This window comes from Proteiniclasticum aestuarii (assembly GCF_017368455.1).
Lineage (GTDB): Bacteria > Bacillota > Clostridia > Clostridiales > Clostridiaceae > Proteiniclasticum > Proteiniclasticum aestuarii.
The window spans coordinates 117,769-131,992 of sequence record NZ_JAFNJU010000008.1 but is presented as its reverse complement, the minus strand read 5'-3'; the positions used below and the strand labels follow the sequence as shown (position 1 = coordinate 131,992).

At 47.5% G+C, this 14,224-nt stretch carries 13 protein-coding genes; 8 read left to right on the top strand and 5 right to left on the bottom strand.

Features of this window, described 5'->3' with window-relative positions; all coding sequences use genetic code 11:
- Window positions 1-82: 82 nt before the first annotated feature.
- From J3A84_RS11205 to J3A84_RS11190, 4 genes are all read left to right on the top strand, one after another.
- Entirely contained in the window at window positions 83-979 is an 897-nt protein-coding gene (locus J3A84_RS11205; protein WP_207600123.1) for an alpha/beta fold hydrolase, read from the top strand.
- Between the two features lie 109 nt (window positions 980-1,088).
- Window positions 1,089-1,748 (top strand): adenylate kinase, encoded by a 660-nt coding sequence (locus J3A84_RS11200; protein ID WP_207600122.1) that lies wholly within the window; start codon window positions 1,089-1,091, stop codon window positions 1,746-1,748.
- Between the two features lie 172 nt (window positions 1,749-1,920).
- Window positions 1,921-2,133, top strand: coding sequence for a CsbD family protein (locus J3A84_RS11195; protein ID WP_207600121.1), 213 nt, complete (start codon window positions 1,921-1,923; stop codon window positions 2,131-2,133).
- A 188-nt stretch (window positions 2,134-2,321) separates the two neighbouring features.
- Window positions 2,322-3,704 carry an aminopeptidase gene (locus J3A84_RS11190; protein ID WP_342590964.1) on the top strand — a complete coding sequence of 461 codons (1,383 nt, stop codon included), beginning with the start codon at window positions 2,322-2,324 and terminating at the stop codon, window positions 3,702-3,704.
- A 94-nt stretch (window positions 3,705-3,798) separates the two neighbouring features.
- On the opposite strand, the gene J3A84_RS11185 is transcribed toward J3A84_RS11190, so the two are convergent.
- Both J3A84_RS11185 and J3A84_RS11180 read right to left on the bottom strand, forming a co-directional pair.
- Complete coding sequence (locus J3A84_RS11185) at window positions 3,799-5,169, bottom strand: sodium-dependent transporter (RefSeq protein ID WP_207600119.1); 1,371 nt, start codon at window positions 5,167-5,169, stop codon at window positions 3,799-3,801.
- Between the two features lie 401 nt (window positions 5,170-5,570).
- A complete protein-coding gene (locus J3A84_RS11180) occupies window positions 5,571-6,575 on the bottom strand; it encodes a serine hydrolase domain-containing protein (protein WP_207600118.1) in 1,005 nt (334 codons plus the stop codon).
- A gap of 169 nt (window positions 6,576-6,744) precedes the next feature.
- On the opposite strand from J3A84_RS11180, the gene J3A84_RS11175 reads away from it, so the two are divergent.
- Window positions 6,745-7,989: a DUF4317 domain-containing protein gene (locus J3A84_RS11175; protein WP_207600117.1), complete on the top strand. Its 1,245-nt coding sequence runs from the start codon at window positions 6,745-6,747 to the stop codon at window positions 7,987-7,989.
- 119 nt (window positions 7,990-8,108) lie between these two features.
- A complete protein-coding gene (locus J3A84_RS11170) occupies window positions 8,109-8,996 on the top strand; it encodes a fructose bisphosphate aldolase (RefSeq protein ID WP_207600116.1) in 888 nt (295 codons plus the stop codon).
- A 230-nt stretch (window positions 8,997-9,226) separates the two neighbouring features.
- Here the strand turns inward: J3A84_RS11170 and J3A84_RS11165 are convergent, their stop codons facing one another.
- From J3A84_RS11165 to J3A84_RS11155, 3 genes are all read right to left on the bottom strand, one after another.
- Complete coding sequence (locus tag J3A84_RS11165; RefSeq protein ID WP_207600115.1) at window positions 9,227-10,546, bottom strand: radical SAM/SPASM domain-containing protein; 1,320 nt, start codon at window positions 10,544-10,546, stop codon at window positions 9,227-9,229.
- A gap of 174 nt (window positions 10,547-10,720) precedes the next feature.
- Window positions 10,721-11,923, bottom strand: coding sequence for a cation:proton antiporter (locus J3A84_RS11160; RefSeq protein WP_207600114.1), 1,203 nt, complete (start codon window positions 11,921-11,923; stop codon window positions 10,721-10,723).
- Between the two features lie 2 nt (window positions 11,924-11,925).
- A complete protein-coding gene (locus J3A84_RS11155) occupies window positions 11,926-12,264 on the bottom strand; it encodes a hypothetical protein (protein ID WP_207600113.1) in 339 nt (112 codons plus the stop codon).
- Window positions 12,265-12,547: 283 nt separating this feature from the next.
- On the opposite strand from J3A84_RS11155, the gene J3A84_RS11150 reads away from it, so the two are divergent.
- On the top strand, window positions 12,548-13,537 hold the full coding sequence (locus J3A84_RS11150; RefSeq protein WP_207600112.1) for a hypothetical protein: 990 nt from the start codon (window positions 12,548-12,550) through the stop codon (window positions 13,535-13,537).
- 17 nt (window positions 13,538-13,554) lie between these two features.
- Window positions 13,555-14,139 carry a type 2 periplasmic-binding domain-containing protein gene (locus J3A84_RS11145; RefSeq protein ID WP_207600111.1) on the top strand — a complete coding sequence of 195 codons (585 nt, stop codon included), beginning with the start codon at window positions 13,555-13,557 and terminating at the stop codon, window positions 14,137-14,139.
- Window positions 14,140-14,224 lie beyond the last annotated feature (85 nt).

The following is a 14,224-nucleotide window of genomic DNA, read 5'->3' as shown; positions in this document are numbered from 1 at the left end:
TCGTGCTATGATTTAGAAAAGAGGCATTTGGGATAAAGTGTACGTTTAGCTGTTTCCATGGACACGGAAGGTGTGAACTGAAATGAAAAGAATAAGGAAATTTGCAGTCAGCAGATTCAGATCGCCTGAAGCGAAAAAAGAATTTCTGAAATACTATGCAATGGCCATGAAATATCTTCCGAGCCCGAAAGAAGTCATCGATATCGAGACGTCTTTTGGGCTTGCTCGCGTTTATCACTTCGGAAAAGAGGAGAATAAAGACAAGACGCCTCTTGTGCTCCTCCATGGCCATTATGCATCGTCCTACATGTGGTTTCTGAACATACCGGCATTCATGAAGAACAGGTCTGTCTACGCCTTTGATATCATCGGTGAACCGAGCAGAAGCATTCAGACAAGGCCATTTGTGAAGACCCGCGATCAGGCGGTGTGGCTGGAGGAATCCCTTGAAAAGCTGGGACTGAAGAAAATCCATCTTCTTGGAGCTTCCTTGGGCGGATGGGCCGCAGCCAATTATGTGCGGCACTACCCAAAGAGAGTCAAAAGTCTCCTGCTGCTGGACCCTGTGTTTGTCTTCACCTCCATCACCCTGGAGACAGTGAAGCAGTTTCTCCTGTTCCAGTGGAACAAGGATAAGATGCTTTCTTTTCTTCTGAACCGTGAAATTGATCTGAAAGGAGACCCCATGACCAGAATCGTCACCACCAGCATGGAGAACTTCCTCTTCAGAACACCGATCCCCAGAAGGATCAGCAAAAGGGATCTCAATAGAATAAAATGTCCGGTGCTGGCCATCATGGCGGGAGAGAGTCTCCTTCATGATGCGGAAAAAGCGGTGAAAGTGGGACGAGCGCAAGTGAGAAATATTGAAATTGAAAGCTGGAAGGGGGCCTCCCATGCACTGAATTTTGAGAAGGACAGGCTGGTGAACAATCGGGTCATAAGATTTATGGAAAAACTGGAGGAAAGGGAAAAGTGATGGGATCCATCGCGGGGTGGATTATCCTATGGAAATTTCAGTGAAGAAGTGCTAAGCTGAAAGAAAATGGTCAGAAAATTCCAACGGCCATTAAAGTGGGGGTTATTTTATGAGAATCATTCTACTGGGACCACCTGGGGCAGGAAAAGGAACACAGGCAAAGTTCATATCCGAAAAATTCGGCATTCCGCATATTTCAACGGGAGACATCTTCATGAGAAATATCACAGAAGGTACGGAACTGGGGAAGAAGGCGAAAAGCTTCATCGACCAGGGACTGCTGGTGCCCGATGAAGTGACCATTGACCTGGTGATGAATCGTCTGGACCAGGCGGATGTGGAAGAGGGCTATCTCCTGGACGGATTTCCGAGAACTGCGTATCAGGGAGAGGTACTCTGCAGGATGATCCGAAAAGGAGGCCAAGTGCTGGATGCAGCGCTGCTCATTGACGTACCTTCCTCCTATATCAGGGAAAGAATGCCGGGTAGACGAATCTGCAGGTTCTGCGGTGCAAGCTATCATCTGCAGTTCAATCCTCCTGAAGAGGTAGGGCTTTGCGACCACTGCGGTCATGAGCTAGCAGAAAGACGTGACGATCATGCGGAAGCTGTGGAAGAGAGACTGAAAGTGTATGAAGAGCAGACCATGCCGCTGATCGAGTTTTTCGAAAAGAAAAAGCTCCTTCTGAGAATAGATGGAACAAAGGAAATCGAAGCAGTCACAAGAGAGATTTTCGAGAAGCTGAGCACCCTGGAAAATCATGAATAAGATGAGAGAACTGTGTCTATAGTGAATGAAGCCTTAATGTTCAGTGAATTCCCTCCTGAACTGTAGCGAGACCCTGAAGGAAGATGGTACCATAAATGCATAGGATGAAAGACGAAGGAAAAATCATTCGTTTCAATGAAGTGAAGCAAGAGCAAATCAGGAGGGAAAATATATGACAGATTTCAAAGATAAATTTGACAATGCAACGGATAAGGCAAAAGGAAAATTCAACGAAGCAGTTGGAGAAATCACAGACGACGAGTCACAGGAACTGAAGGGAAAGCTCCAGCAGAAGAAGGCCGAAGTAGAAGAGGACTTTGAAGAAGCGAAAGACAGCGTGGCAGATAAAATCAACGATGCCCTGGATGATGACGACAAGAAGTAATAGGGAGAGTCTTAAGAAAAGAACATAGACGTCTTTCAGCCACTTGCCCGGTGCATACGCGCCGGGTTTATTTATGCAAGGAATTATTGCATTCGTCCGGCGGAAACTGTACTGGTGAAGGGATTTCCCCTGAAAGTCTTGTGTTATAATTGAAATCAGTGATGAAAAATCAGAAACGAAAAGGGGAAATGAAATTGGAAAGAAAAAACATCTGGCTGAATTATGACGAAAAGGACCTGGAAGCACTGGAAGCGGTGAACAAGGAATACATGGCTTATCTGGATGCAGGAAAGACCGAAAGAGAAGTGGTCAAGGTATCTGCAGAGATGGCTGAAAAAGCAGGGTATGTGGATCTTCAGGAGATCATCAGAAACAAGACGAAGCTGAAGGCTGGAGACAAGGTCTATGCAACCCTCATGAAGAAAGCCATCGCGCTGTTTCTCATCGGAGAGGATTCCATTGAGAAGGGCATGAACATTCTGGGTGCTCATGTGGATTCACCAAGACTGGACGTGAAGCAGAATCCGCTCTACGAGGATACGGACCTGGCGTATCTGGATACACACTATTATGGTGGTATCAAGAAGTATCAGTGGGTCACCATTCCGCTGGCCATTCATGGTGTGGTGATCAAAAAGGATGGAACAGCCATTGATGTGGTCATCGGGGAAGATGAGAAGGATCCGGTGGTGTTCATCTCTGATCTGCTCATCCATCTTTCCAGAGAACAGCTGGAAAAGAAAGCAGGCAAGGTCATTGAAGGGGATGATCTGAACATCATCATCGGCAGCAAGCCGCTGAAGGGGGAAGAGAAGGAGTCCGTGAAGAAGGGAGTCCTGAAACTTCTGAAGGACACCTACGACATGGAAGAGGACGATTTCCTCTCCGCAGAACTGGAAGTGGTGCCTGCAGGTCGCGCCAGAGAAGCGGGACTTGACCGCAGCATGGTCATGGCCTACGGACATGATGACAGAGTCTGTGCCTACACATCCCTGGCTGCCATGCTGGAATTCGATTCAGTGAAAAGAACCGCCTGCACCCTTCTAGTGGACAAGGAAGAGATCGGAAGCGTCGGCGCCACAGGAATGCGTTCGAAGTTCTTCGAAAACACGGTGGCAGAGCTTCTGGAGGCCATGGGCATCTACAGTGAGCTGACCTTGAGAAGAGCTCTTGCCAGCTCCAGAATGCTGTCCTCCGATGTAAGTGCAGGCTACGACCCCACCTATGCATCTTCTTTCGAGAAGAAGAATGCAGCCCTTCTGTCAAGAGGCATGGTCTTCAACAAGTTTACAGGCTCAGGCGGAAAATCAGGTTCCAATGATGCCAATCCGGAGTATATGGCGGATCTGAGAAGAATCCTCGATGAGAATAATGTGGCTTATCAGACAGCAGAGCTTGGCAAGGTTGATGTGGGCGGCGGCGGAACCATCGCATACATTCTGGCCCTCTACGGCATGGAAGTCATCGACTGCGGTGTTGCGGTTCTGAACATGCATGCGCCATGGGAAGTGGTCAGCAAGGCGGATGTCTATGAAACCAAGAAAGGCTATATGGCATTTCTTAGAAACTAAGGTTTATGAACGAACAGAAAAAGGACAGGATTATTCAGTGGACTGAAAATCCTGTCCTTTGTGATTGTATGCTTGATTGAACATCTGATCCAGACTACCCGATGATCCTGTCCAACAGTCCCGTGGTACTGAGCAGAATGACGAAAACAAGGATGGGGACAATGTACTTGATGAGTACGGACCAGAGCTTTTCGGTTCTGAAGTTGCCGCCAGTCTTGATTTCCTTCACTGCATTGGGCACACCCCATACGAATCCGATGAAGATGGCACTGAGCAGTCCACCAAGAGGCAGCAGATAATAGGAGGTCACTACATCCAGGAAGTCGAAGATGCCATAGCTGTTGCCGTCGATCCATGGAATCAGGAAGTCGCTCCAGGCACCCATGGAAAGGGATGCGCCGATTCCGATGATAAACATCACAGTGGTGAACACAAGAACGGAGACTTTGCGGCTCCATTTCAGTCTGTCGATGCCGAAGGCTACCGTCACTTCCATCAGAGAGATGGAGGAGGAGATGGCTGCGAAGAAGACCAGAATGAAGAAGATCAGGGAGAAGACCGTTCCAAGAGGCATGCTTTCAAATACAGCCGGCAGGGTGATGAACATGAGTCCAGGTCCCTCACCGGGCGCAAAGCCGAAGGCGAATACCGCAGGAAGGATGGCGAATCCCGCCATGATGGCGACCAGTGAATCCAGAGATGGAATCAGCAGCGCATCTTTTTCCAGGTCTTCCTGTTTGCTCAGATAGCTTCCGTAGGTGACCATGCAGCCCATACCCAGGCTCAGAGAGAAGAACACCTGACCCAGTGCGGCTATGAAAACCTTCAGGGTGATTTCACTGAAATTCGGTGTGAGGTAATACTTCAGTCCTTCCGAAGCTCCTTCCAGAGTCACGGAACGGAGCACGATGACCATGAGCATGATGAACAGTGCCGGCATGACGATCTTGACCGCCTTTTCTATTCCACCGGAAATCCCTCGTATAACAATGATTGCTGTGAGTCCCATGAAAATTAGATGATAGATGACAGGTTCCACCGAGGAAGTGATGAAATTCGTGAAATAGGCACCTTTATCCGCGCCTACGCCCGTAACACTGGCGACGATGTATTTCAGGACCCATCCGCCGACTACGGAGTAATAGGACAGGATGAGAAAACCGGCCAAAATTCCGAAGCCTCCGACAAAACCCCAGCCTTTCTTCAGCTTGCTGTAAGCGCCATAGGCGTCGGAGTTGGTATGACGACCGATGGAAAGCTCCGCCAGCATCAGTGTGAACCCGAGAATGACCACAAGTCCCACATAGACCAGCACAAATGCGCCTCCGCCGTTTTCACCGGCCAGGTATGGAAATTTCCAGAGATTGCCCAGTCCGACAGCAGAGCCCACTGCTGCCATAAGGAAACCGAAGCGTGAGGACCACATGCCTCTTTCCGGCGTCTGTTCAGGTTTTAATTGTTGCATAAATAATTCCCCCTTCTCCATTTAAAATTGATAGTTGTTTAATAAAATGAGAATAAAACTATCGTTTTTTAAATTTATACCACTTATTATAATAAGAATGATACTTGTAGTTCAATAACTTTCTGTAGGAGGAAGCAGGATTTATGACTATGATAAATTGTTTTTAAAATTTCGTCTTCCAAAGTATCAGCGGTAAGCGCTTCATTATGAATCAATCAGAAAAAGTGTGAAATTGATAAAAAATTATCGAAAGAATCGGATGGGGGAAAGACCATAAGAGATACACATCTATGTAAACAGATAGAATACATCTATTCAGAAAGAGCATCCCTCTGCTTATGCTCCAGTTCTCGGGCAGAGGGATGCTCTTTCATCTTTCATCAGTTTTTATGCATTCAGAATCAAAGATCTTTCATGATGCCATAGGCCTCAAAAGCCTGATTCTCTCTGTTGGAAAGGATGGTGAGAAGAAGGTCTGTGCTCAGGTCATAATCGCTGACCATGGAAATGCCGGGATCGGCGCCCATGACAGAGAGCCCTGAGACAGAAGAAGCATCCTTTCTGATCCAGACTCCGTATCCGTACCTCTCCTTCTCATTTTCAGCCTGCACAGAGCACATTTCTGAGAGAAGAGGTTCCTCTATGAGTTTCCCGCTCTGCAGAGCATGCCAGAAGCGCCTCATATCAGATACGGTTGTATAGCCACCACCGTCACCGCCACCTATAACCGGGATGGCATAGATGTTGGACACCACCCTGCCAGGTTCTTCTTCATAGTATCCCAGTGCGGTGTTTTGGGGAAGAGCGTTCATGGCGAAATATCCGCTATCCTCCATGGCTGCCGGCAGAAATACCGTTTCCTTCACCACTTCGGGAAAAGATTTTCGGGTGACGGATTCGATGAGCATGGAGAGAATCACAAAGCCACCATCATTGTAGCTGAATTTTTCTCCAGGCTGAAATTCCATCTGGTTGTCTTTCAGAAGAACAAGAAAATCCTTCGGGGTTCTCATTGCATACATGGGCAGGTTCTTCCAGAGGTCTGCATAACTTTCGTTGCCATCTTCCCTGAAGTAGTCCTGAAAGCCTGAAGTGTGTGTCAGAAGATGTCCTACAGTAACATTCTTATCCATGAATGAAAAAGTGTCAGGCAGAAGCGCGGTCACCGAATCCGAAAGAGACAGAGCCCCTTTTTCCACAAGCTTCAAGGCCACCACGGCTGTGAAGATTTTGGACCCTGATGCCACAGGAAATCTTGTGCCCACGGTGCATGGCACAGCTTCATTCACAACGGCAAGGCCAAAAGCCTCTTCATACAGGACTTCATTCTTTCTGCTCAGGGACAGAACGCCGGAAAATCCGGGCAATTCATTCAGCAGTTTTTTTCTTCGCTTTTCGATCTCCATATCAGATCCCCTCCTTGAGATTCATTTCTGCTACCATGATACCACGGAGAATAGTACAGGTATATTTTGAATCTGCTGTGAGCTGAAATGTCCTTTGAAGGAATCCTCATTCTGTGCTAAATTAGGGAAGTACGATTAAGTTAATGAGAAGTGAAAGATAGGGGTAATTATGCAGAAGAAAGACATACTGGAAATAAAGAAAAGATTCAAGAAAGACCAGGCCACCTTTTCAAAGATGGCGGGATGCTATGTCAATGGAGAAAAGAAGATTGTGACGAAATTCATAGAAACCTTCCTCAATCTGGAAGAGGATGAATACCACAAGTATCTTGAGATCGCAAAGAAGGTGCTTACAGGAACCGTGGGCAACAACCTGCTGGAGCTGAGATTTCAGCAGGAAGTGGGCAGAATCACCGAGAAGCAGACCTTCTATATGGACCTGAAGCGCACAAGGCTTCTGAAGGATGAGCTTCTGGACGCATTTTATGAAAGCGTCATCGAAAACTATCACTATGTGGGGAACTTCATCATCCTTCTGTTCCATGATGCCTATGATGTGATCACCAAGACCGAAGACAACCTGAAGCTGGATGAATCGGAAGAGGTCTATGAGTACGTCCTATGCGCTGTCTGTCCGGTATCCCTATCGGATCCGGGGCTCAGCTATGTGGAAGACGAGAATATGATCCGTGCCCGTCACAGAGACTGGGTGGTGGAGATGCCTAAGCACGGCTTTGTGTACCCGGCCTTCATCGACCGCAGTCAGGACCTGGATGCCGTGATGTACTTCACCAAAAATGCCAAGGATCCCCATCCGGAGTTCATGGAAGACATTCTGGGCTGTCAGATGAAAGAGACCGCCCAGCTTCAGAAGGAATCCTTCCAGGCCATGGTGAAGGGATCTTTAGAGGATGGAAACCAGCCATCTGAAGAGATCTTCATGGAAGTGCAGGATCAGCTCAGTGCCATGGTGGCCGATTATAAAGCCACCTATGCGGATGCGGATGTGGAGCCCATGGTGCTGACCCAGAGAGATGTGGAGGGGATCCTTGTGGACAGCGGAATTCCGGAAAATGTCACGAAGGAGATCACCGCCTCCTATGGGTCCTACTATGGTGAGGATCTTCCTCTGGCTGAAAGCCTCATCGATGCCAAGGTGCTGAAGGAGAAGCAGCAGAGAGACAAGGAAGAGCGTCTGAAGAAGGAAGTGAGTCTTCTTCATAGTGAGTTGGAGAAAGTGAAAGAGGAGAAGGAGAAGGAAGAGGCGGGCGACTATGATGTGATTCTCCGCGTAAAGGAAGAAAAGGTCGCCAAAATCAGAAGCCAGATCATTGATGGCCAGAAGTGCATCGTCATTCCTGTGGAGGACCATGAACAGGCCATGATCAATGGTGTCGAGGATCTCCTCAAGTAAAAAACAAAATCCCTGACAATAGCCTAAATATTTTGACAATTGTTTTTTTACGGCCTATCATAGAAGTATATAGGCTCGATGAGCTGATTGAAAGAATACAGGAAAGTGAGGGAATTAAGATGAACATGGAACAGGTACAGAGAATGAGACAGGGCAAGGGCTTCATCGCTGCGCTGGATCAGAGTGGCGGGAGCACACCCAAGGCATTGGCGGGATATGGCATCGAGAAGGATCAGTACAAAGACGAGAAGGAAATGTTTGATCTGGTTCATGCCATGAGAACAAGAGTCATGACCAGCCCTGCTTTCAGTTCCGACTACATTCTGGCTGCGATCTTATTCCAGCAGACCATGGAAAGAGAAGTGGAAGGGTTGCCTACAGCAGATTATCTGTGGCAGAAAAAGGGAATCATCCCCATTCTGAAAGTGGACAAAGGTCTTGCGGAAGAAAAGAACGGGGTACAGCTCATGAAACCCATCGACAATCTGGATGAGATTCTTGAAAAGGCCAAATCCTATAATATTTTCGGCACCAAAATGCGATCCGTAATCAAAAAAGCTGATGAGGAAGGAATCCGGGAAGTGGTGGCCCAGCAGTTTGAAATCGGAAAGAGAATCCTTGAAAAAGGACTGTTTCCCATCATCGAGCCTGAAGTGGATATCAGAAGCTCCGACAAGAAGGAATCAGAAGCGATTCTGAAAAGAGAGATTCTCGCCCATCTGGATAAGCTTCCTGAAGACGAGATGGTGATGCTGAAGCTGTCTATTCCGGAGGAAGACGGATTCTACACGGAGCTCATCGAGCATCCCAGAGTCATGAGGGTAGTGGCACTGTCGGGAGGCTATTCGAGGGAAGAATCCGTAGCACTTCTGAAACGCCATCCTGGACTCATTGCGAGTTTTTCCAGGGCACTGCTGGAAGGGCTGAATCACACCTACAGTGATGTGAGATTCAATTCCACACTTGAAAGATCCGTGAAGGAGATCTACGAAGCCTCCATCGTTTAGAAAAGAAGAGACAGGGCGGATGCGTCGGCGAAAATAGCCGGTGCATCTGCCCTGATTTTATTAGATGAAAAAGACGCCTTGCGGCGTCTTTTTACACTTATATCATGCAGTCCACGGACTACTTCAGGTTTCCAGGAGCAGCCTTCAGGATTCTTCCGGAATTCACCTTTGCAGGAGCAACTGCAGGTCTTACGATACGCATCGACTCACCTCCTTTCAATAAACGTGAATTATAATAGACTGTTCTTCCAGATGAGACCAAGCACTTTTCTGATGTTGGTCTTCTCGGAAGGGCAGGGTCTGTCTCCGGTCAGCATTCTGTACCAGGGGCAGTGATTTCCCTGACAGGAAGGTCTGTAGAAGCAGGACTGACAGGTGGTATCTGTCTCTTCCCCGGAGCTTACCCAGGCGATGATCTTGTCATAGTCCAGGTCCAGGCTTCCATCGACGCTTAGATGCCCCACATGATTGATGTCGGCATCAAGAGCTGTGGTGCACTTGTAAAGCTGACCGTCGGAACCGATGACCAGGGCGTTGGGTTTTGCGGCATAGCATACGGAGCCTCCGGGCATGATCATGCCTGAAATGGAGGAGCTCATGAAGAGATTCTTCTCCACCGCATCAGAGGTGAATGCCCAGATCTTCTTGTTGGCCGTCATATGTGAGCAGATGGGAATGTCCTCGTCATGGTCCCCGCCCCATCTGCCGACGGGTCTGTAGAGAAGTCCGAATCTTTTATCCCCTGCAAACCAGGTTGTGAGATAGTCCGTCAGCTCTTCCGTTTCCTTGAGGTTATCCTGGTCGAAGTTCACACGGATGCTGATATCGAATTCTTCGCTGCTTTCACCGGCGCTCTTCAGGTTCTCCATGATGTCCTGGAAGGTCTTTCCGCCTCCGATGAGGAAACGTCTGCTGTCATGAACCGCTTCCACACCGTCGATGGTGATCATGTACTGACGGATGTCCATGTCAAGAAGTCTTCGAAATACATCCTTGCTGAGGAAATATCCGTTGGTGGAGATGTCTGCGGAATAGGCGATCTCGTTTTCTTTGGCGATGGCCTGGAATTCTCTGGAAAGCTCCTCCATCAGATCGATTTCCAGGAGCGGCTCTCCGCCGAACCAGCTGATATGAAGAGTATGGATGGTTCTGGCCTTTTCTCTGACCAGGGCTTTGACCCCGGCGATGGTTTCATCGGTCATTCTTCCTCTTGTGAAGGACTCGTAGCAGTAGGTGCATCTGAAGTTGCAGGCCTCTGTAGGCATGAGGATCAGATGGAGCATATCGGTGCGATGCATGGACTGATGAAGAAACTGTGCTCTTTTCAGTTCGTCGATGTGTTCTCCCACAAGAAATCCGTTATCCACAAGTGCTTTCTTCACGTCCGTATCAGGCCATGCGTCCGCATTCTTGAGAAGTCCCAGAACTTCCTCCTTCTCTTCTTTTGAGAAATCGATGAGTGCACCGGTGTAGCTGTTATATAGAATCAGACCTTCCTCTTCCGTGTGGGAAAGAGCGTTGAATCTGGATGCTTTGAATATACTGGACAAGTCAAATCCCCCTTTAGGATCACATAATCAGAAAAGTGTCTCCGAGATTGTTATTTAATTGATAATCATTATCGGATATGACAGGTATCATTTTAGCATAGTTTTGAAAATGTATAAAGAAAAAACAGCTGAAGCACATCTTTGGATCCGATGCTTCAGCTGTCGTGATTTCCTCTATACTGCGGTACTGAGTTTCTTCTCCAGTACCGGCTGGATATCGCCTGCTTTCGTCAGGGCGATTTTCGTTGCCACTGGACCTACCAGTTCGTAGATCACGGTTCCAGCAAGGATGATGACTTTGATGGTCTGTCCGTATTCCGGCAGCACGGAAAGGGCTACCGAGGCCAGACCTATGGCTACACCGGCCTGGGGAATCAGGGTGAATCCCAGATACTTGCGTACGGGTTCTTCGCATTTGCAGAGGCTTGCGCCCAGCGTTGCGCCAAATACTTTTCCGATGACTCGTACGACCACATAGATGAGGCCGACTACACCGACGGATGGCAGAATCGCTATGTTCAGATCTGCTCCGGAGATGAAGAAGAACATCATGAAGATCGGTGGGGTGAAGCGTTCAATCTGATCAAATACGGAGTTTGCTGTACTGGAGAAGTTCACAAATACCGCGCTCAGCGCCATACAGGACAGAAGCTCCGAGAAGCCCAGATATTTTGAAAGTCCCAGGGTCAGCGCAATCATGGCGATGGTGACAGAGAGTCTGTTTCCTCTTCCGCTGAACCACTTGATGAGAAGGGTCTGGATGGCCCCCATCACTGCACCGATAAGCAGTGCGCCGATGATATCATAAAACGGCTTGAAAAGAGTCATCAGGAGTGAAACTTCTGCAGTAGCATTAAGGGTCTTCACGATGGCCAGCGAGATGCCGAAGAGCATCAGCGCGATGGCGTCGTCTATGGCCACCACGGGCATCAGCGTATTGGTCACAGGACCCTTCGCCTTGTACTGACGGACAACCATAAGTGTGGCTGCAGGAGCAGTGGCTGCTGCAATGGCACCCAGCATCAGAGAGAAGGAAAGATCATGTCCTGTAAGAATCAGGGCCAGGTCCACCAGTGCTACAGCCATGAAGGCTTCCAGAACAGCGATGACGACAGGCGCTTTTCCTACCTTCTTGAGGTAGCTGAACTTGAACTCCGAACCGATGGAAAAAGCGATGAATCCCAGCGCGATTTCCGAAATGGGCTCAAAGGACACGATGGCTTCATGAGGAAGCAGCTTGAACATATAGGGGCCAGCCAGAAGTCCCATGATGAGATAGGCTGTGACATTGGGCAGATGAAATTTCTTGATCGCCTTACTAGAAAGAAGGGATAGAAGAAGTGCAATGCCGAGGTAGATGAATATCTGAAGTTCCATGCTTATTCACCCAACCCTTCCACAGAAGTCAGCGGAATGGAAAACATGATTCCAGCTCCGGGTTTATTGAGATCACCAGTGATTCTCTTCACGGTGGATTTCGTCTTCAGCACTTGTTCCTCTCGTAGTACGAACAGAAGTACGTGACTGTCTTTTTCATAGGTATCGGACATTAAATGCCTCATCATACCAAATACGGGAAGCTCTTCGTGCTGCATCAGTACGTTGGCCATACCTTTGCCTTCCAGTAGTGTTCCACCTTTGATACCGGCTTCTGCAAGTTCTGTCATCAGATTGTCGATACATTCAATGTCTTTAAGAATGAGTATTAATAATTGCATTGGGTCTCCTTTCGTCTGAGTTTTTTCAACAGATTTTATCCTACGCCTCTGGAAACCAGGTGTCAAATGAGCGAAACCCCTTATAATGAGCCAATTATTGAGGATTTCCTCATTAATTGTAGTGAATAGACTGATATTCTGACACAATTTAGAATTGAAAATGTATACACTTCAAAATGAATAATTTTTTTCTTAACGAAAAATATTGATTGTCCGGATAGAAGGACAGCAGATCTGCTAGGATGAATACACCGGAAAAGTCTGAAATTGAGGAGGATGAAAAATGAAGAAAATCGTGATGCTTTTGATGCTTTTTTCTCTTTTAGCGGGTACGGCTTGTGGAAGTGATGTGGAATCGGTGAAGAAGACCAATGAAGAGGCTCCAGCAGGAAGTGAAAAGGAATCGGAGGCGGAAAAGGAAGAACTGGAGCAGGAGGAGATTCTCTACGGGATAGGGGACCGAATCGTTTTTGAAGACAGGTATGCGCTGACCATCGTGGGTGTGACGGAAACGAAGGATCGAAATGAATTCTCGGAGAAAGAAGTGCAGCAGGTACTGATCATCGAGTATCTCTATGAGAATCTGGCCAGTGAAGAGGAAATCTATATTTCAGAGATGGAGTTCAAGCTGGTGGACGAGGGCGGCAACATGATGGATACCTATCCCGTGGAAGCTGTCCATTCACCAGAATATACACCAAAAGGTGCCAAGACACTGGCTTCCTTTGCAGTGGGTGCAGAAGCAGCCAGCGGAAGTATTGATGTTCATTATTATGATAATTTCTTCTCTTCTGAGGCGGATGCGAGATTTCTTCTGAATGTGGGAGAAACGCTTACGGTGGATCTTCTTGGAGAAGCCCCGTCCTATGAGCATACTTTCGGTATGGGGGACATCATAGAAGTATCCACATCAGAGGGAGAATACATCCTTACAATTGAAAGTGTCAGAAAAACCGCTGAAAGAAATGAGTATGAGAAGAGAATGCCGGAAGCGGTCTATGAGATCACTTATTCCTATTCCAACATCAGCATGGACAGTCCGCTTTATATTGATGAGTACTCCTTTATCCTGATAGATGGCCATGGAAATACGGGCTACTCCTATCCGGTCTTTTCGGATATCTACCCGCAGGAAACGGTGAAAGGTGCAAGATGCAACGCTGTGATCTATCTGGCAGCCCATAAGGACAGTGACCGCATCATTCTCTGTTACAAGGACAATATGTTCAACGACATGTCGGATTTCTATATAGAACTGGATGGAATCCAGTGAATGGGGGAGGACTGAAAATGAAAAAGACGGCAATATTTCTTGTGATCAGCATGCTGATCATGACCATGGCAGGGTGTGCCGGCAAGAATGAGAATCAGGAAAGTCAGGACGCTGCGGAAAAGCAGCAGGAAGAAGTCAGCGTAGACAAGAATCTTCTCAGTGTCGAGATTATCCTGCCTCCGGATTTTGCTGGAGATCTGAGTGATTTTGACAAGGAGTCATACCTCACTGAGAATCCAGGCATGAAAGATGCAGAGGTGCTGGGAGATGGGTCCCTGAAGCTTACCATGAGTCGTGCAAAGCACAAGGAGCTTATGGAAGAGATGAGGGAAAGCGTCGATGAAGCATTCAATATGCTGATGAACGACGAAGAGACCTCCTATATCAAAGATGTGAGAAGATCGGATGACTACAGAAAAGTGGATGTCATTGTGGACCGGACAGGCTATGAGAACGCCTTTGATTTCTCGTCACTGACCATCATGATGTCTGTGGCCATGTACCAGGTCTTTGAGGGAAATGAGCTTGAACTGCTGCTGCGCTACCTGGATGAGGAAACGGAGGAAGTCATTGATGAAATGAAACTGCCGGAAGAGTTGTAAAAGAATGTATGAAAGAATAAAAAGAAGATAAATACAGTATATACAGATTGTGGTATTGGATGAGAATAAAATATTGAGTTAGAAT